We start from the raw sequence: 26,799 nt of genomic DNA, 5'->3' as shown, positions 1-26,799 counted from the left end.
TCACGTTTTTTGTGACCTGTAACACGCGTTCCAGAGCGGTCGACTCAGTTTGATTCAAGTTTCGGTAGCGACCTTGTTCGTAGAGTGACTGATGGGTCGAGGTTTTCGACCTGGATGTTTTTTAAACAGCCACTGGCTTCACACTGGACAAAACGGGACACTTCCCTGACTCCGCCATTGAGGATGAATTGATGAGTGAGAAGGATAAACAGCCGTTGGCTGCGTCGGCACAAGCCCAACCCGAGGCGGAAACCGCCGATGCAGCGTTGCAGCATATCGTTGACGGCTTTTTGCATTTTCACCATGAGGTCTTTCCACAGCAGGAGGAGCTCTTCAAAAAACTCGCCACGGCCCAGAGCCCCAGAGCGATGTTCATCGCCTGCGCCGATTCGCGCATCGTTCCTGAGCTGATCACCCAAAGCGCTCCCGGCGATCTGTTCGTGACCCGCAACGTGGGCAATGTGGTACCGCCTTATGGGCAAATGAACGGTGGTGTTTCCACCGCCATCGAGTACGCGGTCCTCGCCCTTGGCGTGCAGCACATCATCATTTGCGGGCACTCCGACTGTGGCGCGATGCGCGCAGTGCTGAACCCGCAAAGCCTGGAAAAAATGCCGACGGTAAAAGCCTGGCTGCGACACGCCGAAGTGGCGAAAACCATGGTCCAGGAAAACTGCCATTGCTCTGACGAGAACGAAAGCATGCACATCCTCACCGAGGAGAATGTGATTGCTCAGCTTCAGCATTTACGCACGCACCCATCGGTGGCCTCGCGCATGGCCAACGGTCATCTGTTCATCCATGGTTGGGTCTACAGCATCGAAACCAGCGAAATCAAAGCTTACGACGCGGACCAGGGGCGTTTCCTGCCACTCGATGGCAGCCATCCGATTCCGGTGGCAACGCCCAAAGCGCGGTTCTAAAAACGCCTGAATCCTCGAGTGGGACCAGGCGAATTGAAATGAGGGGGAGTGAAGCGCGGGTTGGCAATGTGGGAGCGAGCCTGCTCGCTCCCACGGGAACATATTGTTCGATGGATCAAGCTGCCGGCTGATCCAGCTCCAGGCCTACACCCAAACGGCGCGACATGCAGGGCCAGCGTTTCCACGCGGCGCCGGTGTCCGGGCTGTTGAGTTTTTCGCGGTAGGCTTCCACTGACTCCAGTGCGAAGCTTTCGTCGTTGAGCATCTCGTCGATGGCGTGATGCACTGCTTCATCCAGTTGGTTGGCAAATTCCTCACCGATCAATTGGTGAGCAATCAGATTGGCGACCGTCATGTCCAAGGGGATCAGTGGCTGGCCGAAATGCTTGATGTACAGGTCGTTGACCTCTTCTACAAAACGGTGCGCCAGATAGGCTTCATCCAGCAGGCTGTCGAGCCCGACATGGCCGGCCATGATGGTTGGCGGCTGGAGGAAGTACTGCTCGGCGATGTTCAGCACCGGTTTGATTTGTGAATCGATACCCGCTTCCCTTGCCACTTCATTGGCTGCGTCCAGCAGATCGGGTACTTCATCGATGTAGGCGCTAATAAAACGCGTCAGTACGCCATTGGGATCAGCCTCTGGCAATTGGATAGCAGGGTGTAGATGAGGCAGTTTGGTCTGCAGCTGACGCGCCAGCAGGCCAGTGTCTTTCTCGTGTTGTTGGGCTTTTTGGATCTGCTCGCGCAATGCGGCGGTGTTCATGAAAACTCCAGGAAACAAAGGCAATGAAATAGGGAAGACATAACTTAGCTGCCTTATGAAAAATGCTAAGACGCATTTGTCATAATTGTTTCATCCTTGAGACGCCTCCGTTATATCGATTTGCCACCACTCGTCTGCATCCTTCTCCATTCGTGCCCTTGAACGCAAGTACCAGCTGTTTCAGATCATTTACGCCATCACATTGCGAGGTAGCAGTCGCTGTCTATACTCGGGTGGGAATGGAGTTAGCTGATGACGCCCGACTGCACACGCAGCAAGGCTCGGCGATTCAAGTTCGTAGTCTGAAAAAGCCGCTCCCTTGCCGCAGGTGAAAGCCGGCGGGATAACAAGAACGATAAGGGGAACCCGCAATGATGCGACATCCACACGTCTGGATGGGCCTCCTGTTGTGGTCGATTTTCGGTCAGGCGCAAGCAGCCTGGACTGTGAATATGGCGCCAGGAGCGACTGAAATCAGTCACGCAGTATTTGACCTGCACATGACCATTTTCTGGATCTGTGTAGTGATCGGCATCATCGTCTTTGGCGCCATGTTCTGGTCGATGATTCTCCACCGCCGCTCGACCGGGCAGGTGGCCGCAAAATTTCATGAAAGCACCACCGTCGAAATCCTTTGGACCATCGTGCCCTTCATCATTCTGGTGGCCATGGCGGTTCCCGCGACGGCAACCCTGATCAAGATGTACGACGCCAGTGAGCCGGATATCGACATCCAGGTCACGGGCTATCAGTGGAAGTGGCACTACAAGTACCTGGGCCAGGACGTTGAATTTTTCAGCAACCTGAACACTCCCGCCGACCAGATCCACAACAAGGAAACCAAGGGCGAGCACTACTTGCTCGAGGTCGACAAGCCGCTGGTGTTGCCGATTGGTGCGAAGGTGCGCTTTTTGGTGACCTCCGCCGACGTCATCCATTCCTGGTGGGTCCCGGCCTTCGCGGTCAAGCGCGATGCGATCCCGGGGTTCGTCAATGAAGCCTGGACCCGCGTCGACAAGCCCGGCATCTACCGTGGCCAATGCGCCGAGTTGTGCGGCAAGGACCACGGCTTCATGCCGATTGTGGTCGAGGTCAAGGAAAAGGCCGATTACGAAAAATGGCTCGCCGACCGCAAGGCTGAAACCCTGCAACTCAAAGAACTGACCAGCAAAGAGTGGACCCTCGACGAACTCAAGGAACGAGGCGACAAGATCTACCACACCACCTGCGTGGCCTGTCACCAGGCCGAAGGTCAGGGGCTGCCGCCGATGTTCCCGGCACTCAAGGGCTCGAAAATCGCCACCGGACCGAAAGAAGGTCACCTGAGCATTGTCTTCCACGGCAAACCCGGCACCGCCATGGCGGCGTTCGGCAAACAGCTCTCGGAAGTCGATATCGCGGCGGTCGTGACCTACGAACGTAACGCCTGGGGCAACAACAAGGGCGACATGGTCACTCCTAAAGAAGTGTTGGAGCTGAAACAGGCGGAAAGCAAATGACCCGGTCTATTGCGTACTTAAGGAACGGGTTGGGGCTACGCGCCCCGACCTGCCCAGCCCATCTGTTTGCAGGAGACAGGACATGACTGCTGTAGTCGATGAACATGTTCATACCGCCACCGACCACACCCACGTCCACGGCCCCGCCAAAGGCCTGATGCGTTGGGTGCTGACCACCAACCACAAGGATATCGGCACGCTGTACCTGTGGTTTGCGTTTTCCATGTTCCTGCTCGGCGGCTCGTTCGCGATGGTGATTCGCGCCGAGCTGTTCCAGCCGGGGCTGCAAATCGTCCAGCCGGAATTCTTCAACCAGATGACCACCATGCACGGTCTGGTGATGGTGTTCGGTGCGGTGATGCCGGCCTTCGTCGGCCTCGCCAACTGGATGATCCCGTTGATGATCGGCGCACCGGACATGGCGCTGCCACGGATGAACAACTTCAGCTTCTGGCTGCTGCCGGCCGCGTTCCTGCTGCTGGTGTCGACCCTGTTCACCCCCGGTGGCGGTCCGAACTTCGGCTGGACGTTCTACGCCCCCCTGTCGACCACCTACGCACCGGAAAGCGTGACGTTCTTTATCTTCGCCATCCACTTGATGGGGATCAGTTCGATCATGGGCGCGATCAACGTGATCGCGACCATCCTCAACCTGCGCGCCCCCGGCATGACGTTGATGAAAATGCCGCTGTTCGTCTGGACCTGGCTGATCACCGCATTCCTGCTGATCGCGGTGATGCCAGTACTGGCCGGATGCGTGACGATGATGCTGATGGACATCCACTTCGGCACCAGCTTCTTCAGTGCCGCCGGTGGCGGTGATCCGGTTCTGTTCCAGCACGTGTTCTGGTTCTTCGGTCACCCCGAGGTGTACATCATGATCCTGCCGGCCTTCGGTGCCGTCAGCTCGATCATCCCGACCTTCTCGCGCAAACCGCTGTTCGGCTACACCTCGATGGTCTACGCCACGGCGAGTATCGCGTTCCTGTCGTTCATCGTCTGGGCGCACCACATGTTTGTGGTCGGCATTCCTTTGGTGGGCGAGTTGTTCTTCATGTACGCGACGCTGTTGATCGCGGTGCCGACCGGGGTGAAGGTGTTCAACTGGGCCAGCACCATGTGGCAAGGCTCACTGACCTTCGAGACGCCGATGCTGTTTGCCGTGGCGTTCGTGATCCTGTTCTCCATCGGCGGTTTCTCCGGGTTGATGCTGGCCATCGCCCCAGCGGACTTCCAGTACCAGGACACCTACTTCGTCGTCGCGCACTTCCACTATGTGCTGGTGCCGGGGGCGATTTTCGGGATCTTCGCCTCGGCCTATTACTGGATGCCGAAATGGACCGGCCACATGTACGACGAAACCCTGGGCAAGCTGCACTTCTGGCTCTCGTTCATCGGCATGAACATGGCGTTCTTCCCGATGCACTTCGTGGGCCTGGCCGGCATGCCGCGACGGATTCCGGACTACAACCTGCAATTCGCCGACTTCAACATGGTCTCCTCAATTGGCGCGTTCATGTTCGGTGCAACGCAGCTCTTCTTCCTGTTCATCGTGATCAAGACCATTCGTGGTGGCCCGCCTGCACCGGCCAAACCATGGGATGGGGCCGAAGGCCTGGAGTGGAGCATTCCGTCACCGGCGCCGTATCACACCTTTACTACGCCGCCGGAAGTGAAATGAAACGCCTGGCCTTTGTAGGAGTGAGCCTGCTCGCGATGGGTTCGACGCGGTGTGCCAGACACACCGCCATTGCGAGCAGGCTCACTCCTACAGGGTTTGGCGTGGAGGTTGGAAACCATGGCTGATTCGATTTCGATGAAAAAACTGGTCACCCGCCTGCTGCTGGTGGTGGTGGCCATGTTTGTCTTCGGGTTTGCCCTGGTGCCGATCTACGACGTGATGTGCAAGGCCTTCGGCATTAACGGCAAGACCGCCGGGCAATACGAAGGCGAGCAAACCGTGGACACCTCGCGGCAGGTTCGCGTGCAGTTCCTGTCGACCAACACTGCCGACATGCCATGGGACTTCTATCCCAAGGCTGAGGAGTTGACCGCCAATCCGGGCGCTGTGAACGAGATGATTTTCATCGCGCACAACCCCACCGATCGGCCGATGAGCGCCCAGGCCGTGCCGAGCATCGCGCCCAGCACAGCCGCGGCGTACTTCCACAAGACCGAATGTTTTTGCTTTACCCAGCAAGTGCTGCAGCCCGGTCAACGGATCGAGATGCCGGTACGTTTCATCGTTGACCGTGACATGCCCAAGGATGTGAAGCACCTGACGCTGTCCTACACGCTGTTCGATATCACCGCCCGACATCCACCGGTAGCTGTAAACACTGGCGGCTGAGCGTGCCCGATAAGGAGAACAATAAATGGCAACTCATGAACACTATTACGTACCGGCCCAGAGCAAATGGCCGATCATCGCCACGTTCGGCATGGTCACCACGGTGTTTGGCCTGGGTACCTGGTTCAACGATCTGAAGGCCGCGCGGCCGGAATCCCACGGCCCGCTGATCTTTTTCGTCGGCGGCCTATTGCTGGCCTACATGCTGTTCGGCTGGTTCGGGACGGTGATCAAGGAAAGTCGTAGCGGCTTATATAGCGCTCAGATGGACCGCTCGTTTCGCTGGGGCATGAGCTGGTTCATTTTCTCCGAGGTGATGTTTTTCATCGCTTTCTTCGGCGCGCTGTTTTATGTACGTCACGTCTCCGGCCCGGCCCTCGGCGGTGAAGGCACCAAAGGCATCGCGCACATGCTCTGGCCGACCTTCGAGTGGACCTGGCCACTGCTGAACAACCCCGACTCGAAACTGTTTCCACCGCCCAAGGAAGTCATCAGCCCCTGGGGCTTGCCGCTGCTCAACACCGTGCTGCTGGTGAGTTCCAGCGTGACCGTGACCATCGCCCACCACGCGCTGAAAAAAGGCCATCGCGGCGCACTGAAACTCTGGCTTGCGCTCACCGTATTGCTGGGCTGCGCATTCCTCTTCTTCCAGGCTGAAGAATACATGCACGCCTACCGGGAACTGGGCCTGACCCTCGGCTCCGGCATCTACGGTGCGACGTTCTTCATGCTCACCGGTTTCCACGGCGCCCACGTGACCATCGGCACGATCATTCTGTTTGTGATGCTGATGCGGGTCATGCGCGGGCACTTTGATGCCGATCACCAGTTCGGCTTTGAAGCGGCGAGTTGGTATTGGCACTTCGTGGACGTGGTGTGGATCGGCCTGTTCGTTTTCGTCTACGTGCTATGAGGCTTACCAAGGCGCGTGCGACACCAACTGGCCGCTGAAGAAGCCCCAGGCGATCAAGCCGACGGTGACAGCGGCCAAGGCCACACGAACACTCAAGGCAATGACGAGGCGGTTTGAGCTGCTGTCGTCCTTGACCAGAAAAAACAGGCCGCTGAACAGGCTGACAACCGTGGCAATCAGCATCAGGACGATGGCTGCTTTGAGCATGGTGAGACTCCGGGGGAAAGGCGATGCACTTGAGTATAGCTATCGCGACCAGCGACTTTTTGGCCTCGCCATGAAGCGCTTCCGGCCGGGCATCGTGCCGACCCTGGTGGTGGCAGCATTGCTGCCGCTGCTGGTGTCGCTCGGGTTCTGGCAACTGGGCCGAGGCGCGGAGAAAAGCGCGTTGCTGCAAAGCTATGCCGAGCGCCGCGCCGCCGAACCGATGGCCAGTACCGAGTTGCAACACACCGAAGACCCGGCCTTTCGCCGGGTTCACTTGCACGGCCAATTCGATGCCGCGCACAGCCTGCTGCTGGACAACCGCCAGCGTAACGGCAAGGTCGGCGTTGAGCTGCTGCAACCGTTTCAGGACCAGGCCTCCGGGCTCTGGTTGCTGGTCAATCGCGGCTGGCTGCCCTGGCCGGACCGGCGCATACCGCCGCAGTTCACTACACCTGAAGAGGCCTTGAGTCTTGACGCCTCGGTCTACGTGTCCCCTGGCGCGACCTTCCAGTTGCATGCCGATCCGAGCACCACGACCTGGCCACAACTGATGACCGCCGTTGAGCCGGCCAAGCTGTGGACGGCGCTGAACCGTGCAGGGTTCGCCTACGAATTACGTGAAGAAACCGGCCCCGCGTCCTACCAGGCCGATTGGCCAGTAGTGGCCATGGGGCCGGAAAAACACCTCGCTTATGCCGTGCAGTGGTTCGCCATGTCGCTCGCCCTGTTCGGCCTTTATCTCTATCTAGGCTGGCACAACGCAAAGGAGAAACACCATGGGAGCGGCCATGAATCCACCCAACATGTCTGAGGCGAAAACGCCGGCGAGTCGACGCAAGGGCCGCTTTCAGCTGCTGCTGATTTTGCTCGGGGTGATCGGTCCGATGATCCTCGCCACCGGCATGTACAAGTTGCAGTTCTGGGTGCCGGAGGGTCGCAGCTATCACGGCGAACTGATCGGTAACGGCCAGACACGCGCCGATCTGGGCGTGCAGGCACAAGAGGATCGCTGGCAGTTGCTGGTAACAGCGCCCAAGGATTGCTCGGTCGACTGCCAGCAACTGGTGTACCTGGCGCGACAAATCCAGATCGGCCTTGGCCGTGATGCCTCCCGCGCCAGCCACGCCTTGGCTGCCGCGCAACCGCTGAGCAGCGAGTACGACGCCAAGCTGACCCGCGAGTATCCTCAACTACAACGCTACCCCATGGACCTGACCACTTTCAGCAAGACGACAGGGGATAAAACTGCACCGCAACTGTGGATCATCGACCCGCACGGCAACCTGGTGCTGCGTTATGACCCGACGGTGAAGGGCAAGGATCTGCTTAACGACCTGCGTCATCTGCTGAAACTGTCGAACATCGGATAAGGGCATCGTCATGGCCAAACCTGGATTTCGCCTCGCGCTGTTTGCCACCTTGCTGGCACTGATTGTGGTGTTGCTCGGCGCCTACACCCGCCTGACCCACGCCGGCCTCGGCTGCCCGGACTGGCCCGGTTGCTACGGTTTTATCAGCGTGCCGAAAAGCGAAGCCCAACTGGCGCATGCCGAATTGCACTTTCCCGATGCTCCGGTCGAAGCCCACAAAGGCTGGAACGAGATGGTCCACCGCTACTTCGCCGGTACGTTGGGGCTGTTGATTTCGATCCTGGCGGGCCGGGCCTGGTTGCACCGTCGTCATCCGGGGCAACCGGTGAAGTTGCCATTGTTCTTGCTGGCGGTGGTGTTCGCCCAAGCCGCGTTCGGCATGTGGACGGTGACGCTCAAGCTCTGGCCGCAAGTGGTCACCGGGCATTTGCTCGGCGGGTTTGCGACGCTGAGTTTGTTGTTTTTACTGACGTTGCGCCTGTCTGGCGTATTGCCGGCGCTGACCGTGCCACGGCGTTTGCAGTATTGGGCGACGGCAGGGTTGCTGCTGGTGATCCTGCAAATTGCCCTCGGTGGCTGGGTCAGTTCCAACTATGCCGCCGTGGCCTGCATCGATTTCCCGACCTGCCATGGACAATGGATGCCACCGGCCGATTTCGCCAACGGCTTTCATCTGACTCAACACATCGGCCCCAATTACCTTGGTGGACAACTGGACAGCGATGCCCGTACCGCGATTCATCTGACCCACCGAATTGGCGCGTTGCTGGTCACGCTGGTGCTGCTCGGGCTCGCCTGGCAACTGAAAGCCGTCGGCATGACGCGTCTTGCAGGGATGGTGCTGATCGCACTCACTGCACAAATCACCCTTGGAATCAGCAACGTGCTGTTCCATCTGCCGCTACCGGTGGCCGTCGCCCACAACGCGGGCGGCGCGGCACTCCTGCTGACGATGGTGCTGGTCAATTATCACGCACGGACCAGTCTGGTTCGGGTCAAGCAGCAATCCCTCGCGCGTTGGCACTTCAGCCCGCGTAAACACTCAGCCGGGCCCATAACAATAAAAGGAGAGATGCCATGGCGACATTGATCGGCGAACGTCACAGTCAGGCGATCTGGCGTGACTACCTGGAGCTGACCAAGCCGAAAGTGGTGGTGCTGATGCTCATCACCTCGCTGGTCGGCATGTTCCTCGCGACCCGTGCCGGGGTGCCATGGACGGTGCTGGTGTTCGGCAATCTGGGGATCGCCTTGTGTGCCGGTGGCGCCGCGGCCGTCAACCATGTGGTGGACCGGCGCATCGATACGATCATGGCCCGCACGCACAAACGTCCGTTGGCGCAAGGCCGGGTGTCACCGGCCTCTGCGCTGACGTTTGCCCTGGTGCTGGCCGTGCTGGGTCAGGCCTTGTTGCTGGCGTTCACCAATCCGCTGACCGCCTGGCTGACCCTCGCATCGCTGCTCGGGTATGCAGTGGTCTACACCGGTTTCCTGAAACGTGCGACCCCGCAGAACATCGTCATCGGCGGCCTGGCCGGGGCTGCCCCGCCGCTGCTTGGCTGGACCGCTGCCACCGGACACGTCAGCGCCGAACCGCTGCTGCTGGTGCTGATCATTTTCGCCTGGACCCCGCCGCACTTCTGGGCGCTGGCGATTCACCGCAAAGAGGAATACGCCAAGGCCGACATTCCAATGCTGCCGGTCACCCATGGCGAGCACTACACCAAGGTGCACATCCTGCTTTATACCTTTGCGTTGCTGGCCGTCAGCCTGATGCCCTACGTGATCCACATGAGCGGCCTGCTCTACCTGGTTTGCGCCGTGGTGCTGGGCGCAAGGTTTCTGCAATGGGCCGTGGTGTTGTACCGTGGCACCCGGCCGCACGCGGCGATCAACACGTTCAAGTATTCTATTTACTACTTGTTCCTGCTGTTTATCGCGCTGCTCGTAGACCACTACTTACTGTTGAACCTATGACTCGAACCCAGAAAACCGTCTTCATTCTCGTCGCCCTGATCGCACTGGTTCTGGGCCTGACCATCAACAAAGTGCTGTCTGGTAAAGGTCAGGGCGACCCGACGGCACTGATCGACGCGGGGATCATCCTGCTGCCGCAAAGTCGCAACTTGCCTGACGTGAAAATGACCGATCAGGACGGCAATCCAGTGACGGTCAATCAGCTGAAAGACAAATGGAGCCTGCTGTTCTTCGGCTACACCTTCTGCCCGGATATCTGCCCGACCACCCTCGCCCAGTTGCGTCAGATCAAAAGCGAGCTGCCACCCGAGGCGGTGGCCAAACTGCAGATCATCCTGGTCAGCGTCGACCCGAACCGCGATACCCCGCCTCAGCTCAAGCAGTACCTGGGCTACTTCGATCCACAGTTCAAAGGCCTGACCGCTTCCTCGGTGGATGACATTCAGAAGCTGGCCAATGCCGTGAGCATTCCGTTTATTCCGGCCGACACCAGCAAGCCGAACTACACGGTTGATCACAGTGGCAACCTGGCGGTAATCGGCCCGGATGGCACACAACGAGGGTTTATTCGGGCGCCGCTGAACAATGCGAAGCTGGTGGCGCAGTTGCCGGTGATGCTTAACCGCAAATAATCACCACGCTTTTCTGTAGGAGCACGGCTTGCCGGCGATGGCGGTCTCAAGGATGCCATCGCCGGCAAGCCGTGCTCCTACAGGGAGCGGTGTTTTGGCACAAAAAAAAGGGAACGCACATGGCGTCCCCTTTTTCGTTGCGTTCAGACAATCAGAACGCCGGCACTACCGCGCCTTTGTACTTCTCGAGGATGAAGGCTTTGACTTCCGGGCTGTGCAGCGCGGCAACCAGTTTCTTCATCGCGTCGCTGTCCTTGTCGTCCGGACGGGCCACGAGGATGTTCACGTACGGCGAGTCGCTGCCTTCGATGACCAGCGCGTCCTTGGCTGGATCGAGCTTGGCTTCCAGCGCGTAGTTGGTGTTGATCAGCGCCAGGTCGACCTGGGTCAGCACGCGTGGGATGGTCGCGGCTTCCAGTTCACGGAATTTCAGGTCCTTGGAGTTCTCGGTGATGTCCTTCACGGTCGACAGGATGTTGTTCGAGTCCTTCAACTTGATCAGGCCAGCCTTCTCCAACAGCAACAGCGCACGGCCGCCATTGGTGGCGTCATTCGGGATCACCACGTTGGCACCACCCGGCACCTCGGCGAGGGTTTTGTACTTGCTGGAGTACGCGCCCAGCGGCTCCAGGTGCACACCGACCACGGAAACCAGGTTGGTGCCCTTGGCCTTGTTGAACTCATCGAGGTACGGCTGGTGCTGGAAGAAGTTGGCGTCCAGACGTTTTTCCGCTACCTGCACGTTCGGCTGAATGTAGTCGGTGAAGACTTTGACCTTCAGGTCCACGCCTTCTTTGGCCAGGGCCGGCTTCACGAATTCGAGGATTTCTGCGTGCGGGACCGGGGTGGCAGCGACAGTCAGGGTGTCTGCGTGGGCGGAGAAGGCCGCAACAGCAGCGAACGCGACGAGTAGTTTTTTCATTCAGCTAACTCCATATAAGGCGCCCGTCTGGCGCCGGCCAGCGAATGGCCGGCTCATTTGTTATTGACGAGAATTCTTTATTTTCTGGAAAAATGGACAACCAACTTGTCGCCAAAGGTTTGCAGCACCTGAACCAGCACCAGCAGCAGCAACACCGTCACAACCATCACGTCGGGCTGGAAACGCTGATAACCAAAACGGATCGCCAGGTCGCCCAGGCCACCAGCGCCGACTACACCGGCCATTGCCGTATAGGACACCAGCGTAATCGCTGTCACCGTAATTGCGGCGAAGATGCCGGGACGGGCTTCTGGCAGCAAGGCATTGGTGATGATCTGACGCGTCGTCGCGCCCATGGCCTGGGTGGCTTCGATGATGCCGCGATCCACTTCACGCAATGCGGTTTCCACCAGTCGCGCAAAGAACGGCGTGGCGCCCACCACCAGCGGTGGGATCGCACCCGCGACGCCCAGCGATGTGCCGGTTATCAACACGGTGAACGGGATCATCACGATCAGCAGAATGATGAAGGGCAGCGAACGCAGCACGTTCACCATCAGCGACAGTATCGCGTAGACGCCTTTGGCTTCCAGCAACTGGCGCGGGCTGCACAAGAACAGCAGCACGCCCAGCGGCAAGCCGAGCAATACAGTGAACAGTAAGGAACCGCCGAGCATCATCAGCGTGTCGCCGGTGGCCAGCCAGATTTCGTACCAATCGATATTAACGAAGAAACTTGTCAGGACTTCCATCAGCGCAGCACCTCCATGTGAACGTCAGCCGCGGTGAAGCGGGCAAACGCCGCCTCCATGTCGCCACCGGTGACGGCCAGGGTCAGTTGCCCGTAGGGGATGTCTTTGATGCGGTCGATACGACCGGCCAGGATGCTGTAGTCCACACCCGTTTCGCGGGCGACGGTGCCCAGCAGTGGCGCGTAGGTCGCTTCGCCCTGGAAGGTCAGGCGTACGATGCGGCCCGGCACATGAGCGAAGTCGTCGCGCTGCTCGCTTTCGTCGATCTGCTCGTCTTCTTGCACAAAACGCTTGGTGGTTGGGTGCTTCGGATGCAGGAACACCTCGGCCACCGAACCTTGCTCGACGATCACACCGGCGTCCATCACCGCGACCTGGTCGCAGACTCGGCGAATCACGTCCATCTCGTGAGTGATCAACACGATGGTCAGCTTCAGCTCGCGGTTGATCTCGGCCAGCAACTGCAGGACCGACGCCGTGGTCTGTGGGTCCAGGGCGCTGGTGGCTTCATCGCACAGCAGGATTTTCGGCTTGGTCGCCAGGGCACGGGCAATGCCGACGCGCTGCTTCTGGCCACCGGACAACTGAGCCGGGTACTTTTTGGCGTGGTCGGACAAACCCACCCGCGCCAGCAATTCGGCCACCCGCAGGTCGATCTCGCTGCGCGACAGTTCGCCGGCCAGGGTCAACGGCAACGCGACATTGTCGGCCACTGTCTTGGACGCCAGCAGGTTGAAGTGCTGGAAAATCATCCCGACTTGCTGACGGAAGCGTCGCAGGCTGTTGGCATCCAGCGCGGTGACTTCTTCGCCGTCGACGATGATCTTGCCGCCACTGGAGTTCTCCAGGCGATTGATCAGACGCAGCAGGGTACTTTTTCCCGCACCGGAATGACCGATCAGGCCGAAAACCTGACCGTTCTCAATCGTCAGACTGGTCGGATGCAGGGCGGGAATATCCTTACCGGCGACGCGGTAGGTTTTGTGGACGTTTTGAAACTCGATCACGTAGCGAACCTTGTGGGGCGCGTTAGAAAAAGGATCAGCGGTTAGCCGGGCGCGCATTTTAGCCTGTCCGTATAGAGGTTATTAGCATTTATTCCGCATTCATCCTTCGATTTGGCAATAACGCGATCAAAGGTCATAAAAAAGGAACGGCTAAAAACCCCATCAGTCACTAATAAGGCAACTCGAAAACGCCCCCGGTGCCGTGCCTGGGGAATGCACAGAGTCCTGGCTTCGGCGGGAATCGAACGAGGAGTTTAGCCTGATGAGCATCAAGAAGCCTGCCGCAAACAAAAGCGCAATGGCCGGTACCGATGCCCCGGACCGGGGCAACACCAATGCCAAGCTCGACAGCCTGGAAAAATTTCGCTCCGACGCCACCGACCAGGCCCTGCGCACCAATCAGGGCGTGAAGGTATCGGACAACCAGAACACCCTGAAAGCCGGCGCCCGCGGGCCTTCGCTGCTGGAAGACTTCATCATGCGTGAGAAAATCACGCACTTTGACCATGAACGCATTCCCGAACGCATCGTCCATGCTCGCGGAACCGGCGCGCATGGTTACTTCCAGGCATACGAAAACCATTCGGTATTGACCAAAGCCCGCTTCCTACAAGATCCAAGCCAGAAAACCCCGGTCTTCGTGCGTTTTTCCACGGTGCAAGGCCCTCGAGGGTCAGGCGATACGGTGCGCGATGTTCGAGGTTTCGCCGTGAAGTTCTTCACCGAAGAAGGCAACTTCGACCTGGTGGGCAACAACATGCCGGTGTTTTTCATACAGGACGCGATCAAGTTTCCTGACTTCGTGCATGCGGTAAAACCCGAGCCACACAACGAAATGCCTACGGGCGGCTCGGCACATGACACGTTCTGGGACTTCGTCTCCCTGGTGCCGGAGTCGGCGCACATGGTGATCTGGGCCATGTCCGACCGGGCGATCCCGAAAAGCCTGCGCAGCATGCAAGGCTTCGGTGTTCACACGTTCCGGATGATCAACGCCGAAGGCAAATCGCGCTTCGTCAAATTTCACTGGCGCCCCACCGCCGGCACCTGCTCGCTGGTGTGGGATGAGGCGCAAAAGCTTGCCGGCAAAGACACCGATTACCATCGTCGCGACCTCTGGGAAGCCATCGAGAGGGGCGATTACCCAGAGTGGGAATTGGGTGTGCAGATCATCGAAGAGGAAAACGAGCACAGTTTTGACTTCGACATTCTTGATCCGACCAAGCTGATTCCAGAGGAACTGGTGCCGATTACGCCGTTGGGCAAGATGGTACTCAACCGCAACCCGGACAACTTCTTCGCCGAGACCGAACAGGTCGCGTTCTGCCCGGGCCATATCGTACCGGGGATCGATTTCTCCAACGATCCGTTGCTGCAAGGTCGGCTGTTTTCCTACACCGACACGCAAATCAGCCGACTCGGCGGGCCGAACTTTCATGAGATTCCGATCAATCGGCCGGTGGCCCCGTTCCACAACGGTCAACGGGATGCTCAACACCGCAGCACCATCGATAAGGGCCGCGCTGCTTATGAACCCAACTCCATCGACGGCGGCTGGCCCAAGGAAACGCCGCCCAGCGCGCAGAATGGCGGTTTCGAGAGTTACCCGGAACGCATCGACGCCAACAAAATCCGTCAGCGCAGCGAGTCGTTCAGCGACCACTTCTCCCAGGCGCGCCTGTTCTTTCACAGCATGAGCAAGCACGAACAAGAACACATCATTGCGGCTTACAGCTTTGAACTCGGCAAGGTGGAGCGGGAGGTCATCCGGGCGCGGGAGGTGAATGAAATCCTGGCCAATATCGATCTGGAACTGGCCAGGCGAGTAGCCGCCAATCTAGGGCTGCCAGCGCCGAAGACCGGGACCGTCGACGTGCCGAAAATCACCCTGGAGCGCTCGCCGGCATTGAGCCAGGCCAACCTCCTGCCGGGGCATATAAAAACCCGGAAAGTGGCGATACTCGCAGCAAATGGCGTCGATGGTGCAGCCATTGAAGCGATGAAGAGGGCATTGAAAGCGGAAGGGGCGCACGCCAAATTGCTCGGCCCAAGCTCAGCCCCGGTGAGCACCGCCGATGGCAAAACATTGCCGGTGGATGCTTCGATGGAAGGCCTGCCTTCAGTGGCGTTCGACGCAGTGTTCGTGCCCGGTGGCGCGACGTCGGTCAAGGCATTGAGCAGCGATGGCGTGGCGCTGCATTACCTGCTGGAGGCGTACAAGCACCTGAAGGCGATCGCTCTGCAAGGCGAGGCCAAACAGTTGCTGGATGTCTTGAAGCTGGAGGTTGATGCGGGGTTGGTCGTCGGGACGGACGCCAAGCTGATCAAGCCGTTTTTTGCGGCAATCGGGCAGCATCGGGTGTGGGATCGAGAGCCTAAGGCCAAGGGAATTCCGGCCTGAAGACTTGTGTTACAGGGAGGCTCGCTCCCACATAGATCAGCGATGATCATCCTGTGGGAGCGGGCTTGCTCGCGAAGCTTCTAAAGTTTACGAGGGCTCAAGACCATTTGCGCCGGAATGTTACGCATGATCTGTTTTTCCAGTTTCAAATCGAAGTCCGAATCCAGTTTCTTCACTCGTTTGGTCAGCAGTGTGGCCAGCCAGGGGTAATCATCGGTGCGCGGCGCCTGAATGCTCACATCGCATTGAAAATGCACCACATCGGCGGCAATAGCATCCAGTTGGCGACGTAACTGGCTCATATCGGAGATATTCAACGCAACCGTGGTGCTTTCAGCCGTCGGATCGATGACTTTGGCCTTTGGCTGGGCTTCGGCAGCCTTGAGAGCCGCTTCGGCTTTATCCAGCTCAGCCTTGCGGGCCTGAGTGATTGCGCCGTTGACTCCACCGGTCAGCGCTGGCGCCTTGGGCATCAGGGCACGGGCACGGCTCAGAGCGGTGGCGGCGGCATTCACGTCGCCTTTTTGCAGCACGATCTGGCTGCGACGAAGATAAGCCTCGGCCAGTTGTCGCTGGTAGGGCTCAAGGGACGGATCGTTGGGCGATTCGGCTTGCAACGTCGCCAGCTGGTCTTCGGCGGTGGCCAATTCATCACTGGCGATGTTTTGTTCCAGCTGCGCGATGGCCGTAGCCCGCGCATCAGTGGCCCCTTGGGCCGCCGGTGGCGTGCTTTGGCAGGCACCCAGCAGCAAAGAAAATGCGACAAGGAGCAGATAACGGGAGGCGAACGACTTCATTCCTGCGACTCTCTATTTGCGCAAAAAACGAGCAAGTCTACACCCCTCGACGGGGCAGGACAAAACTCAGCAGAAACAGTGCGGCAGCCGTCACAACAATCGATGGGCCTGCCGGTGTGTCCTTGAACCACGACAGCGCCAGCCCGCCACAGACCGCGAGCATGCCCAGCAGGCTCGCGCCCAGTGCCATCTGCTCCGGCGACCGGGCGTGACGTTGTGCCGCAGCCGCCGGGATGATCAACAGCGACGTAATCAGCAAAACGCCGACGATTTTCATCGCCACCGCGATCACCACGGCGATCAGCAGCATCAGGGCCAATCGTAGCGAGGCCACTGGCAAACCTTCGACCTTGGCCAGTTCTTCATGCACCGTGATTGCCAGCAACGGCCGCCACAACGTCACCAACAGGGCCAACACGGCTGCGCTGCCGCCAAGGATCCAGGCCAGATCGGTCGGGCTGATCGCCAGCAAGTCGCCGAACAGATACGCCATCAGGTCGATCCGCACTTCGTGCATGAAGCTTAGTACCACCAGGCCCAAAGAGAGGGTGCTCGGTGCGAGTATTCCCAAAAGCGTGTCAGACGCCAGCGGCTGGCGTTGTTGCAACGTCACCAGCAACACCGCCAGTAGCAGACAGCCGACGGTGACCGCAACGGCCGGGCTGACATCCAGCAGAAAGCCCAGCGCTACGCCCAGCAGAGCGGCATGTGACAAGGTGTCGCCGAAATAGGCCATGCGCCGCCAGACCACGAACGAACCCAGCGGGCCCGCCACCAGTGCCAAGGCCAAACCTGCAAGCAGGGCGTAGAGCAGAAAATCAGCCATGCTTGCAGCTATCTCCATGAACGTGGGGTTGGGCTGCCGAAGCGGCGGTGACCACTGAGCCATGCAGATCATGGGCGTGGTCGTGGTGGTGGTGATAAATCGCCAGGCTTTGTGCGTTCTTGCCGAACAGCTCGACGAACGCCGGATCACCACTGACTTGTTCAGGATGGCCGGAGCAGCAGACGTGGCGATTGAGGCAAACCACTTGGTCGGTGGTGCTCATTACCAGGTGCAAATCGTGGGAAACCATCAACACACCGCAGCCATGACGGTCGCGCAGTCGCGTGATCAGGCTATAGAGTTCGGCCTGGCCAGCGACGTCGACACCTTGCACCGGTTCGTCGAGCACCAGCAATTCCGGCTCGCGCAACAGGGCTCGGGCCAGCAGCACGCGCTGCATTTCACCGCCGGAAACGCTTTGCACCGGACTGTCAATGACCTGCTCGGCGCCGACTTCCTGCAGTGCCGCCAAGGCCATGGCACGATCCACGCCCGGTACAAGGCGCAAGAAGCGCAGCACTGAAAGCGGCAGCGTCGGGTCGACATGAAGTTTTTGCGGCATGTAGCCAACGCGCAGTTTCGGCTTGCGCCAGACACTGCCACTGTCCGGTTTCAACAGGCCGAGCACCGCGCGCACCAGCGTAGTCTTGCCGGCACCGTTAGGGCCGATCAGGGTGACGATCTGCCCTGGCTCGACACTCAGCTCGATGTTATCCAGCACAGGTTGCCCGGCAAACGTGACGGCAACTTGCTTAAGACGGATCAGCGCATTGCTCATCAAGCCCCCTGGCAGCCCGAGCAGAGGCCGACCACTTCTACGGTCTGGCCTTCGACAATAAATCCAACATCCTTGGCGCTACCAATGATGGCGTCACTGATGGACTGCTGTTCGAGTTCAATGGCGGCGTGGCATTCGCGGCAAATCAGGAACTGCCCTTGGTGAGCGTGCCCCGGATGATTGCAGCCGACGAAGGCGTTCAGCGAGGAGATGCGGTGTACGAGGCCGTTGTCCAGGAGAAAATCCAGCGCGCGATACACGGTCGGCGGCGCGGCACGACGGCCGTCCTGCTCACTGAGCACCGCGAGAATGTCGTACGCACCCAGCGGCTTGTGGCTTTGCCACACCAGTTCCAGCACCCGGCGGCGCAACGCGGTCAGGCGCAATCCCTGACGAGCGCACAAGGCATCGGCCTCAGACAATGCGCTATGCACGCAATGAGAGTGGTCGTGGGGACGGCTGGCAATCGGTGTTTTAGGCATGAGCGGCGACGAGTTTTGTGAGAGACGTTATTATGTTACCCGTTCTCGCCTCTTCGAGTGGTCATCGTGTCCCGACTTTTTTCTATCTTTGTCGCATTTGTCGCAAGTTTTTTGCTGATCGGTTCGGCGCACGCCGAGGTCAAAGTCCTCACCAGCATCAAACCCCTGCAGCTGATTGCCGCTGCGGTGCAGGATGGCGTGGCGATTCCGGAAGTGTTGCTACCGCCAGGGGCTTCGCCGCACAACTATGCCTTGCGTCCTTCCGACGTACGGAAGGTGCAATCGGTCGATCTGCTTTACTGGATCGGGCCGGACATGGAAGGCTTCCTGCCGCGCGTGCTTAACGGTCGTACGCTGCCGAGCGTCGCCGTGCAGGATTTGCCTGGGCTTAAACTTCGACATTTCGCCGAAGATAGTCAATCTCACGCCGAAGATGCCGACGAACATGACCACGATCACCGCCCGGGCACGCTGGATGCGCATTTGTGGTTATCACCGGTCAATGCTCGCGTGATCGCCTCAAAAATGTCCGCCGACCTGAGTGCTGCCGATCCGGCCAATGCGGCGCGTTATCAAAGCAACCTGAAAGCGTTCGACGAGCGACTGGATGCGCTGGACCTGCGCTTGAAGGCGCGACTGGCGGGGATCGCGGGCAAGCCGTATTTCGTATTCCATGAAGCGTTCGACTACTTCGAAGACGCTTACGGCCTCAAGCACACTGGCGTATTCAGCGTCGCTGCCGAAGTACAGCCGGGCGCCCAGCACGTCGCGACAATGCGCGCGCGATTGCAGGAAGTCGGCAAGACTTGCGTGTTCAGTGAACCGCCGTTGCGTCCGCGCCTGGCGGAAACGTTGGTGGCCGGTTTGCCAGTGAAACTGGCGGAACTGGAGGCGCTGGGCGGATACACACCCGCGACTGCACAAGGATATGAGCAGGTGCTGGAGAAGTTGGGGAATGATTTGGCGGGGTGCCTGGAGTCGTTGTAACCCGGACATTTGTGTCGCCCCCATTCGCGAGCAAGCCCGCTCTCACATTGGATCTCCTGTGCACACAAATTCTGTGGCTGGCGCAGTTCCAATGTGGGAGCGGGCTTGCTCGCGAAGCTTTTAAAGGGCGAAAGGAAGCGGTGTGCTGACTTTCTGCCGCTGCGCCAAGCGCAATTGAAACTCCATAGGATCGTGAATCAGCACGTCCTGCCCGGCGAAAGACTCTGCGGCAATCAACCGTGACAACCAGAACCGCACGCACGCCACGCGCAGCATCGTCGGCCACAACTCGGCCTCGGCCGCTGTAAACGGGCGCAACGCCGCATAAGCCCCCAGCAATGCCCTCGCCCTTGGCCCGTCGATCAAACCGCCCTCATCGGAACACCAGTCGTTCAAGGCAATCGCCACGTCGTAGAGCATCGGCCCGGAACAAGCGTTGTAGAAGTCGATCAACCCGGTCAGGTGCGTGCCTTCGAACATCGCGTTGTCGCGGAACAGGTCTGCGTGGATATTGGCCCGCGGCAGTGCCAGAATTTTCTCTTTCTGCTGTGTGATTTCGTCCAGCGCCCGCTGCAGCAGTTCACGCTGTTCGGCATCCAGATGAGAGAGAAACTGCGTGCCCTCCTCCAGCATCCAGTCCAGGCCACGATCGGTTTTGCGCTTGATCATGTTGGCCTGGGTGGCCAGGTGCAGATGGCCGAGCAGTTCACCGACCTGCGCGCAATGTTGTGCGTTGGCTTGCTTGATGTGCTTGCCCGCCAGGCGCGGCTGCAGCAGCGCAGGCTTGCCAGCCAATTCACGCAAGGCAATGCCGTCGGTGGTACGCAGCGCGTAAGGCACCGGCAAATCAGCTTCATGCAGAACGTCGAGCAGTTCGATGAAAAACGGCATTTCATCAACCGGACCGCGCTCGACCAGGGTCAGGACGAACTCGCCCTGCTCCAGGCTGATAAAGAAATTGGTGTTTTCGCTACCGGCAGCAATCCCCTGGAAATCAAGCAGGCGGCCGAGGCCATAAGGGGCGAGAAAAGCTTCCAGCTCGGGCCGAGCCAGGGGGGTGAACACAGACATGTTTAAACTGCCAGTACGGGCGCCGCTCGTGAGCCAGCGCCGATTGAAATTAAGAAACTACTTCCACTCAAAGATTTTCCACGACGGAATCAGCATATCCGGCTGATCCGAGCGGATGAAGTTTGCATCTGTTCCATCGGCGCGTACCAGAAAATACGGCGGCGCGCCCTTCGGCGTGACCTTGATCGCGTACAGGAAACCGTTTTGACGGTACTCCTGGATGACCTTGTCCCCTTCCGTGTGGATGGTCACTTCCGGTTCCGGTGTCGGCGCATCGTCCGCCGCCATGACGGCTATCGGTGTGATTGCAAACAAGCCAGCCAGCAACAGGCGATTTAGTGTGCGCATGATAACCTTGTCCCTTTGTCGTCAACGGTCCCGCTATTCTAGCGCCGGACCCGCCGAAAAGGTTGATCCTGCTCATGAGCCAAGCCCCCCTCGTCCTGGTGGACGGTTCTTCTTACCTGTACCGCGCCTTTCACGCGCTGCCACCGCTGACCACGTCCAAAGGCCTGCCGACCGGAGCGGTCAAGGGCGTATTGAACATGCTCAAGAGCCTGCGCAAGCAATACCCGGACAGTCCGTTCGCCGTGGTGTTCGATGCCAAGGGTGGGACGTTTCGCGATGACATGTACGCCGAATACAAGGCTAATCGTCCAAGCATGCCCGACGACATGCGCGTGCAAATCGAGCCGCTGCACCAGAGCGTGATCGCCCTGGGCTTCCCACTGTTGTGCGTCGAAGGCGTCGAGGCCGATGACGTGATCGGCACCCTGGCGCGCAGCAGCGCAGCGGCCGATCGCCCGGTGATCATCTCCACCGGCGACAAGGACATGGCGCAACTGGTCGATGGCCACATTACCTTGGTCAATACCATGACCGGTAGCAGCATGGACGTGGAGGGCGTGAAGGAGAAATTCGGCGTCGCTCCCGAGCAGATCATCGATTACCTGGCATTGATGGGCGACTCTTCCGACAACATCCCGGGCGTTCCGGGTATTGGCCCGAAGACCGCTTCCGGCCTGTTGGTGGGCGTGAATGGCGGCCTGACCGAGCTGTATGCGCAGCTCGATATCGTCCCGACCCTACCGATTCGCGGGGCCAAAACCCTGCCGGCCAAGCTCGAAGAACACAAGGAGATGGCGTTTCTCTCCTATCAACTGGCAACCATCAAGATCGACGTACCGCTGGACATCGGCCTTGATGACCTGCAAATGGGCAAACCGGATCACGACAAACTCGCCGAGCTCTACACCCTGCTGGAGTTCAAGAGCTGGTTCGAAGACAACCAGCGCGACGCCAAGCGTTCCGGGCAGGAAGTCACCGCTCCGGTGGCTGAAGAAGTTGCCGCCGAGACAGAACTCAAATACACGACGATCCTCACCCAGGCGGATTTCGACCTGTGGCTGAAGAAGCTCAACGACGCCAAGCTGATCGCCTTCGACACCGAAACCACCGGCATCGATGCGCAGCAGGCGCAACTGGTTGGCCTGTCGTTCGCGGTACAAGCCAACGAAGCGGCCTACATTCCGTTGACCCACTCCTACATGGGTGTGCCGGATCAACTGGACCGCGACACCGTGCTTCGCGCGCTGAAACCGATACTGGAAGACCCGAACAAGCTTAAGGTTGGCCAGCACGCCAAGTTCGACATGAACATCCTCGCCAACTGCGCCATCGGCGGCGATCAGGACTGTGGCATTACCGTGCGGGGCATCGCGTTCGACACCATGCTCGAATCCTACGTACTGGACTCCACGGCGACCCGTCACGACATGGACAGCCTGGCGCTCAAGTACCTGAATCACACCACCACCAGTTTTCAGGACATCGCTGGCAAAGGTGCCAAGCAGCTGACGTTTGACCAGATCTCTCTGGAACTGGCCGGCCCTTACGCCGCCGAAGACGCTGATGTGACGCTGCGCCTGCATCAAACCCTGCAAGAAAAACTCAATGCCATCCCGAGCCTGAGCAAAGTCCTGAGCGAAATCGAAATGCCGCTGGTGCCCGTGCTGGCACGCATCGAGCGCCAGGGCGCGCTGGTCGACGCCAACCTGCTGGGTATCCAGAGTGTTGAACTGGGCGAGAAAATGGTCGCTCTCGAGCGTGAGGCGTTTGCCATCGCCGGCGAGGAATTCAACCTCGGTTCACCGAAGCAATTGGGCGTGATCCTGTACGAAAAACTCGGCCTGCCGGTCCTCAGTAAAACGGCCAAGGGCCAGGCCTCCACCGCCGAAGCCGTATTGGCAGAACTGGCCGAGCAGGATTTCCCGCTGCCCAAAGTGCTGATGCAATACCGCTCGATGAGCAAGCTGAAAAGCACCTACACCGATCGTCTGCCGGAGCAGATCAACCCGCGCACAGGGCGGATTCACACCTCCTATCACCAGGCCGTGGCCGCGACCGGGCGCTTGTCGTCCAGCGATCCCAACCTGCAAAACATTCCGATCCGTACCGCCGAAGGGCGTCGAATTCGTCAGGCGTTTGTTGCACCAACCGGCTACAAGCTACTGGCGGCGGACTATTCGCAGATCGAACTGCGAATCATGGCCCACCTGGCCAAAGACGAAGGCCTGCTGCATGCCTTCCGCAATAATCTGGACGTGCACAAGGCCACCGCGGCCGAAGTCTTCGGCGTTGAACTGGCGGACGTGACCACTGATCAACGTCGCAGCGCCAAGGCGATCAACTTCGGCTTGATCTACGGCATGAGCGCGTTTGGCCTGGCCAAGCAGATCGGTGTAGATCGCAAACAGTCTCAGGCGTACATCGATCGCTACTTCGCCCGTTACCCAGGCGTGCTGCAATACATGGAACGCACTCGCGCCCAGGCGGCCGAGCAAGGTTTCGTGGAGACGATCTTCGGTCGTCGTCTGTACCTGCCAGAAATCAACGCGAAAAACCCGGCCCTGCGCAAAGGCGCCGAACGCACGGCGATCAATGCCCCGATGCAAGGCACGGCGGCCGACATCATCAAGAAAGCCATGGTAGCCGTGGACAACTGGCTGACCTCGTCAGGCCTCGACGCCAAAGTCATTTTGCAGGTGCACGATGAATTGGTGCTGGAGGTGCGTGAAGATCTGGTCGATCAGGTGCGTGAGGAAATTCGCATCCACATGAGCGACGCTGCGAAGCTGGATGTGCCGCTGCTGGTAGAGGTTGGGGTCGGAAATAACTGGGATGAGGCTCACTGAGCCGTCTGAAAGGCGCTTTCTGCTGCGGCATAGTGCCGCGGCAGACAAAGGCCAAGAGCCTTATTTCGAAAAATGCTGGGGCTTATTTCCAATGGGTTTGGAACTTCTTCGGAACTTATCCATCAACCACCACTCAGAGTAACTGAATGGCTGGTGAAGCCCTTCGATGCTCCTATGTTGTGTTAAGTGTTGGCAGATATCTGGACCCCGCCCTAGCGGTCCGGAACTTGGACCCCGGAACTTCCCCCTCCCCATAGAAGTCCGGGGTTTTTTTTGCCCTGAATTTGCTTAAAAGCCTTATTCAGCGGCCTCGGAACCCTTGTCCGCCAGCTCCATCCAGCCTGCCAATACAGTGTAGGCGTCTTCCAGGCCCAGACGTTTTGGCGCGGAAAAAAGCTGAATACTGACCGCATCCCCCCAGCCCTTACGGATATCTGCCTGCACTTTGAGCAGGACGTTTTTTGCCGCTCCGTAAGTCAGTTTGTCGGCTTTGGTCAGCAAAATGTGCATTGGCATACCGCTGGCGACGGCCCAATCGAGCATCAACAAGTCGAAGTCGGTCATTGGATGACGAATGTCCATCATCAAAATCAGACCTTTCAAACTCTCGCGACCACCCAGATATGCTTCCAGGTGACGCTGCCAGTGCAGCTTCAACGGGATAGGTACTTTGCATAACCGTAACCCGGCAGGTCGACCAGACGACGATCATCGTCTAGCTTGAAGAAGTTCAAGAGCTGCGTGCGCCCCGGAGTTTTCGAGGTTCGCGCAAGACTGGCGTGCGTCAGCGTGTTCAACGCGCTGGACTTGCCGGCGTTGGAACGGCCCGCAAAGGCCACTTCAAAGCCTTCATCGTCCGGGCATTGATCGACTTTGGCAGCGCTGAGCATGAAGGTGGACTGTTGGCACAGGCCGAGGATGGGATTCTTGAGTTGCATGGGATTTCCGATGTGGGCGGCGCCGGGAATGGACGCGGCAAGCGGTGTCGTTTCCGTTTCAGTGACGCCAGTATATAATGCCGCAGATTTTGTGTGCGCTTTGTCCCAGCGAAGGATGAAGTTCACGAGAGCGATTGACCATGATTGCGCACTAGAACGCAGCACGCTCTCAACCCTGAAAAGGTCGTTTTATGACGAAATGGCTGCTAGCTGCCGGTGTCTTGATACCGCTTTACAGCGCTCAGGCTACACAGGATCCGGAAGCTGTGTACAACCGTGTTTGTGGTGCCTGTCATTCTGGCCAACTACCCATGGCGCCCCAAAAAGGCGATCAGGAAGCTTGGACGCCGAGGTTGGCGAAAGGTATGGAGACGCTGGTGCAACACGTGACCCAGGGTTTCAAGGCGATGCCGCCGCGTGGTTTGTGCATGGACTGCAGTGCCGAGGATTACCAGGCCATCATCCAGTGGATGAGCGAGTGATCCCGGTCCATAACTCTTTAACCCTTAGCCGTAGTTGGATTAGCTGATGAACAAACTGATCGTGAGTCTGCTGTTGACCGTGGGGATCTCTGGCATTGCCCATGCTGCAGATGGTGCAGTACAGCCCGGTGACGCAAAAGCCGGCCAGGCAAAAGCCGCCGTCTGTGGCGCCTGCCACGGCCCGGATGGCAACAGCATGGCGCCTAACTTTCCAAAACTGGCCGGGCAAGGTGAACGCTACCTGACCAAGCAACTGCACGACATCAAGTCGGGCAAGCGCACCGTTCTGGAAATGACCGGCCTGCTGACCAACCTGAGCGACCAGGACCTGGCCGATATCGCCGCCTACTTCGCCAGCCAGAAAGGCAGCGTTGGCGCCGCCGACCCGAAAGTCGTTTCTCGCGGTGAAGCACTGTTCCGCGGCGGCGACCTGGCCAAGGGCCTGCCAGCCTGCACCGGTTGCCACTCGCCGAATGGCACAGGCAACGCAGCTGCCGGCTTCCCGCACCTGGGCGGCCAACACGCTCAATACATCGCCAAGCAACTGACCGACTTCCGCAAGGAAGAAGCCGGCCGCACCAACGATGGCGACACCAAGCCGATGCAGAGCATCTCCAAAAAGCTGAGCGACGAAGACATCGCGGCAGTGTCCAGTTACATTCAAGGCCTGCACTAAGGCCGGTTGATCGAGCGTTGCGAGCGATGGACACCTCCTGCAACGTTAACGCTCGATTAATCCGTCGATGCAAGCATAAAAAGGGTGGCTTTGGCCGCCCTTTTTTGTGGCCGCTGCCGTTACACTACAGAACTCACGCCCGCCATGACCTGTCTTAAAACAGGTCGCGCGAGGCGACTAAAATTGTCCAGGAGTAAAGCATGCGTAATCTGATCATCAGCGCCGCATTCGTCGCTGCCAGCCTGTTCGGCATGACTGCCCAAGCCGCCGAAGCCCCCGCCTCCCCTTATGTCGAACTGACCAATCCGGTTCCGGTCGCCGTGCCTGGCAAGATCGAAGTCGTCGAGCTGTTCTGGTATGGCTGCCCACACTGCTACGCTTTTGAACCAGTGATCAATCCATGGGTTGAGAAACTGCCTTCCGACGTCAACTTCGTCCGCATTCCAGCCATGTTCGGCGGCCCTTGGGACGCACACGGCCAGATGTTCCTGACCCTTGAAGCCATGGGCGTCGAGCACAAGGTTCACGCTGCCGTTTTCGAAGCGATCCAGAAAGAACACAAAAAATTGGTTACTCCAGAAGAAATGGCAGAGTTCCTGGCCACTCAGGGCGTCGATAAAGACAAGTTCCTAGCCACCTTCAACTCCTTCGCCATCAAGGGCAAAATCGTTCAGGCCAAAGAGCTGGCCAAGAAGTATGAGATTTCTGGCGTACCCACCATGATCGTCAACGGTAAGTATCGCTTCGACGTGGGCTCTGCCGGCGGTGCCGAGCAAGCCCTGCAACTGGCCGATAAACTGGTCGACAAAGAGCGAGCGGCTAACAAGGCTGCCGCCAACTAAGGGCTGC

At 58.9% G+C, this 26,799-nt stretch carries 27 protein-coding genes and 1 pseudogene; 16 read left to right on the top strand and 12 right to left on the bottom strand.

The annotated features are described in order from the left end of the window. Nucleotides 1-191: 191 nt before the first annotated feature. Nucleotides 192-923, top strand: coding sequence for a carbonic anhydrase (locus AB4N76_RS14490; protein ID WP_046031077.1), 732 nt, complete (start codon nucleotides 192-194; stop codon nucleotides 921-923). A gap of 115 nt (nucleotides 924-1,038) precedes the next feature. On the opposite strand, the gene AB4N76_RS14485 is transcribed toward AB4N76_RS14490, so the two are convergent. After that, nucleotides 1,039-1,689 (bottom strand): hypothetical protein, encoded by a 651-nt coding sequence (locus AB4N76_RS14485; RefSeq protein WP_046031076.1) that lies wholly within the window; start codon nucleotides 1,687-1,689, stop codon nucleotides 1,039-1,041. Between the two features lie 371 nt (nucleotides 1,690-2,060). On the opposite strand from AB4N76_RS14485, the gene coxB reads away from it, so the two are divergent. The 4 genes from coxB (at nucleotide 2,061) to AB4N76_RS14465 (ending at nucleotide 6,451) form a co-directional block, all read left to right on the top strand. Next, a complete protein-coding gene (gene coxB, locus AB4N76_RS14480) occupies nucleotides 2,061-3,188 on the top strand; it encodes a cytochrome c oxidase subunit II (RefSeq protein WP_046031075.1) in 1,128 nt (375 codons plus the stop codon). Between the two features lie 82 nt (nucleotides 3,189-3,270). Next, nucleotides 3,271-4,869, top strand: a complete 1,599-nt coding sequence (gene ctaD / locus AB4N76_RS14475; RefSeq protein WP_046031074.1) for a cytochrome c oxidase subunit I — start codon at nucleotides 3,271-3,273, stop codon at nucleotides 4,867-4,869. A 117-nt stretch (nucleotides 4,870-4,986) separates the two neighbouring features. After that, nucleotides 4,987-5,538: a cytochrome c oxidase assembly protein gene (locus tag AB4N76_RS14470; RefSeq protein ID WP_046031073.1), complete on the top strand. Its 552-nt coding sequence runs from the start codon at nucleotides 4,987-4,989 to the stop codon at nucleotides 5,536-5,538. A 25-nt stretch (nucleotides 5,539-5,563) separates the two neighbouring features. Next, a complete protein-coding gene (locus AB4N76_RS14465; protein ID WP_460164584.1) occupies nucleotides 5,564-6,451 on the top strand; it encodes a cytochrome c oxidase subunit 3 in 888 nt (295 codons plus the stop codon). Nucleotides 6,452-6,454: 3 nt separating this feature from the next. Here the strand turns inward: AB4N76_RS14465 and AB4N76_RS14460 are convergent, their stop codons facing one another. Further along, nucleotides 6,455-6,658 (bottom strand): twin transmembrane helix small protein, encoded by a 204-nt coding sequence (locus AB4N76_RS14460; RefSeq protein WP_046031071.1) that lies wholly within the window; start codon nucleotides 6,656-6,658, stop codon nucleotides 6,455-6,457. A gap of 70 nt (nucleotides 6,659-6,728) precedes the next feature. Between AB4N76_RS14460 and AB4N76_RS14455 the strand changes: the two genes are divergently transcribed. The 5 genes from AB4N76_RS14455 to AB4N76_RS14435 are packed head-to-tail and all read left to right on the top strand — an operon-like array spanning nucleotide 6,729 to nucleotide 10,637. Further along, complete coding sequence (locus AB4N76_RS14455) at nucleotides 6,729-7,469, top strand: SURF1 family protein (protein WP_460164583.1); 741 nt, start codon at nucleotides 6,729-6,731, stop codon at nucleotides 7,467-7,469. Next, a complete protein-coding gene (locus AB4N76_RS14450) occupies nucleotides 7,435-8,028 on the top strand; it encodes a hypothetical protein (RefSeq protein WP_046031070.1) in 594 nt (197 codons plus the stop codon). The genes AB4N76_RS14455 and AB4N76_RS14450 overlap by 35 nt, the downstream gene beginning before the upstream one ends. A 10-nt stretch (nucleotides 8,029-8,038) precedes the next feature. After that, nucleotides 8,039-9,118 (top strand): COX15/CtaA family protein, encoded by a 1,080-nt coding sequence (locus AB4N76_RS14445; RefSeq protein ID WP_460164582.1) that lies wholly within the window; start codon nucleotides 8,039-8,041, stop codon nucleotides 9,116-9,118. Further along, nucleotides 9,106-10,005, top strand: coding sequence for a heme o synthase (gene cyoE / locus AB4N76_RS14440; protein WP_046031068.1), 900 nt, complete (start codon nucleotides 9,106-9,108; stop codon nucleotides 10,003-10,005). Before AB4N76_RS14445 ends, cyoE begins: the two co-directional genes overlap by 13 nt. Beyond that, complete coding sequence (locus AB4N76_RS14435; RefSeq protein WP_046031067.1) at nucleotides 10,002-10,637, top strand: SCO family protein; 636 nt, start codon at nucleotides 10,002-10,004, stop codon at nucleotides 10,635-10,637. Before cyoE ends, AB4N76_RS14435 begins: the two co-directional genes overlap by 4 nt. Nucleotides 10,638-10,788: 151 nt before the next feature. Here AB4N76_RS14435 and AB4N76_RS14430 read toward each other — a convergent pair whose 3' ends face one another. The 3 genes from AB4N76_RS14430 to AB4N76_RS14420 form a co-directional block, all read right to left on the bottom strand. Next, entirely contained in the window at nucleotides 10,789-11,559 is a 771-nt protein-coding gene (locus AB4N76_RS14430) for a MetQ/NlpA family ABC transporter substrate-binding protein (RefSeq protein ID WP_046031066.1), read from the bottom strand. Between the two features lie 77 nt (nucleotides 11,560-11,636). Further along, nucleotides 11,637-12,311: a methionine ABC transporter permease gene (locus tag AB4N76_RS14425; protein ID WP_046031065.1), complete on the bottom strand. Its 675-nt coding sequence runs from the start codon at nucleotides 12,309-12,311 to the stop codon at nucleotides 11,637-11,639. Next, nucleotides 12,311-13,318 (bottom strand): methionine ABC transporter ATP-binding protein, encoded by a 1,008-nt coding sequence (locus AB4N76_RS14420; RefSeq protein ID WP_046031064.1) that lies wholly within the window; start codon nucleotides 13,316-13,318, stop codon nucleotides 12,311-12,313. The genes AB4N76_RS14425 and AB4N76_RS14420 overlap by 1 nt, the downstream gene beginning before the upstream one ends. 262 nt (nucleotides 13,319-13,580) lie before the next feature. Here AB4N76_RS14420 and katE point away from each other — a divergent pair, with 262 nt between their 5' ends. After that, nucleotides 13,581-15,719, top strand: coding sequence for a catalase HPII (gene katE / locus AB4N76_RS14415; protein ID WP_460164581.1), 2,139 nt, complete (start codon nucleotides 13,581-13,583; stop codon nucleotides 15,717-15,719). A gap of 80 nt (nucleotides 15,720-15,799) precedes the next feature. Here the strand turns inward: katE and AB4N76_RS14410 are convergent, their stop codons facing one another. The 4 genes from AB4N76_RS14410 to zur are packed head-to-tail and all read right to left on the bottom strand — an operon-like array spanning nucleotide 15,800 to nucleotide 18,602. Beyond that, a complete protein-coding gene (locus tag AB4N76_RS14410; protein WP_077430962.1) occupies nucleotides 15,800-16,516 on the bottom strand; it encodes a PA5502 family lipoprotein in 717 nt (238 codons plus the stop codon). Between the two features lie 37 nt (nucleotides 16,517-16,553). Beyond that, entirely contained in the window at nucleotides 16,554-17,342 is a 789-nt protein-coding gene (gene znuB, locus AB4N76_RS14405) for a zinc ABC transporter permease subunit ZnuB (RefSeq protein WP_046031061.1), read from the bottom strand. Continuing rightward, nucleotides 17,335-18,120: a zinc ABC transporter ATP-binding protein ZnuC gene (gene znuC, locus AB4N76_RS14400; protein WP_046031060.1), complete on the bottom strand. Its 786-nt coding sequence runs from the start codon at nucleotides 18,118-18,120 to the stop codon at nucleotides 17,335-17,337. Before znuC ends, znuB begins: the two co-directional genes overlap by 8 nt. Further along, nucleotides 18,120-18,602 carry a zinc uptake transcriptional repressor Zur gene (gene zur, locus AB4N76_RS14395; protein WP_046031059.1) on the bottom strand — a complete coding sequence of 161 codons (483 nt, stop codon included), beginning with the start codon at nucleotides 18,600-18,602 and terminating at the stop codon, nucleotides 18,120-18,122. Before zur ends, znuC begins: the two co-directional genes overlap by 1 nt. Before the next feature lie 66 nt (nucleotides 18,603-18,668). Between zur and AB4N76_RS14390 the strand changes: the two genes are divergently transcribed. Beyond that, nucleotides 18,669-19,589: a zinc ABC transporter substrate-binding protein gene (locus AB4N76_RS14390; RefSeq protein WP_046031120.1), complete on the top strand. Its 921-nt coding sequence runs from the start codon at nucleotides 18,669-18,671 to the stop codon at nucleotides 19,587-19,589. Nucleotides 19,590-19,709: 120 nt separating this feature from the next. Here the strand turns inward: AB4N76_RS14390 and AB4N76_RS14385 are convergent, their stop codons facing one another. Next, nucleotides 19,710-20,660 (bottom strand): homoserine kinase, encoded by a 951-nt coding sequence (locus AB4N76_RS14385; RefSeq protein WP_460164580.1) that lies wholly within the window; start codon nucleotides 20,658-20,660, stop codon nucleotides 19,710-19,712. 57 nt (nucleotides 20,661-20,717) lie between these two features. After that, on the bottom strand, nucleotides 20,718-21,008 hold the full coding sequence (locus AB4N76_RS14380) for a DUF2782 domain-containing protein (RefSeq protein WP_046031057.1): 291 nt from the start codon (nucleotides 21,006-21,008) through the stop codon (nucleotides 20,718-20,720). A gap of 74 nt (nucleotides 21,009-21,082) precedes the next feature. On the opposite strand from AB4N76_RS14380, the gene polA reads away from it, so the two are divergent. Then, the gene (gene polA, locus AB4N76_RS14375; protein WP_460164579.1) at nucleotides 21,083-23,854 is read left to right on the top strand and encodes a DNA polymerase I; all 2,772 of its coding nucleotides are present in this window, start codon (nucleotides 21,083-21,085) and stop codon (nucleotides 23,852-23,854) included. 297 nt (nucleotides 23,855-24,151) lie between these two features. Here polA and yihA read toward each other — a convergent pair. Further along, nucleotides 24,152-24,792: pseudogene (yihA, locus tag AB4N76_RS14370) on the bottom strand (ribosome biogenesis GTP-binding protein YihA/YsxC). A gap of 191 nt (nucleotides 24,793-24,983) precedes the next feature. Between yihA and AB4N76_RS14365 the strand changes: the two are divergent. From AB4N76_RS14365 to AB4N76_RS14355, 3 genes are all read left to right on the top strand, one after another. After that, entirely contained in the window at nucleotides 24,984-25,274 is a 291-nt protein-coding gene (locus AB4N76_RS14365; RefSeq protein WP_046031055.1) for a c-type cytochrome, read from the top strand. Nucleotides 25,275-25,320: 46 nt separating this feature from the next. Continuing rightward, nucleotides 25,321-25,950 carry a c-type cytochrome gene (locus AB4N76_RS14360; RefSeq protein WP_077430967.1) on the top strand — a complete coding sequence of 210 codons (630 nt, stop codon included), beginning with the start codon at nucleotides 25,321-25,323 and terminating at the stop codon, nucleotides 25,948-25,950. Between the two features lie 200 nt (nucleotides 25,951-26,150). Then, a complete protein-coding gene (locus tag AB4N76_RS14355) occupies nucleotides 26,151-26,792 on the top strand; it encodes a thiol:disulfide interchange protein DsbA/DsbL (RefSeq protein ID WP_460164578.1) in 642 nt (213 codons plus the stop codon). Nucleotides 26,793-26,799: the final 7 nt, after the last annotated feature.

The sequence above is a fragment of the Pseudomonas sp. S2_F03 genome, assembly GCF_054668335.1.
Note: the sequence above shows the minus strand (reverse complement) of the source record. Positions and strands in the feature narration are given on the sequence as shown.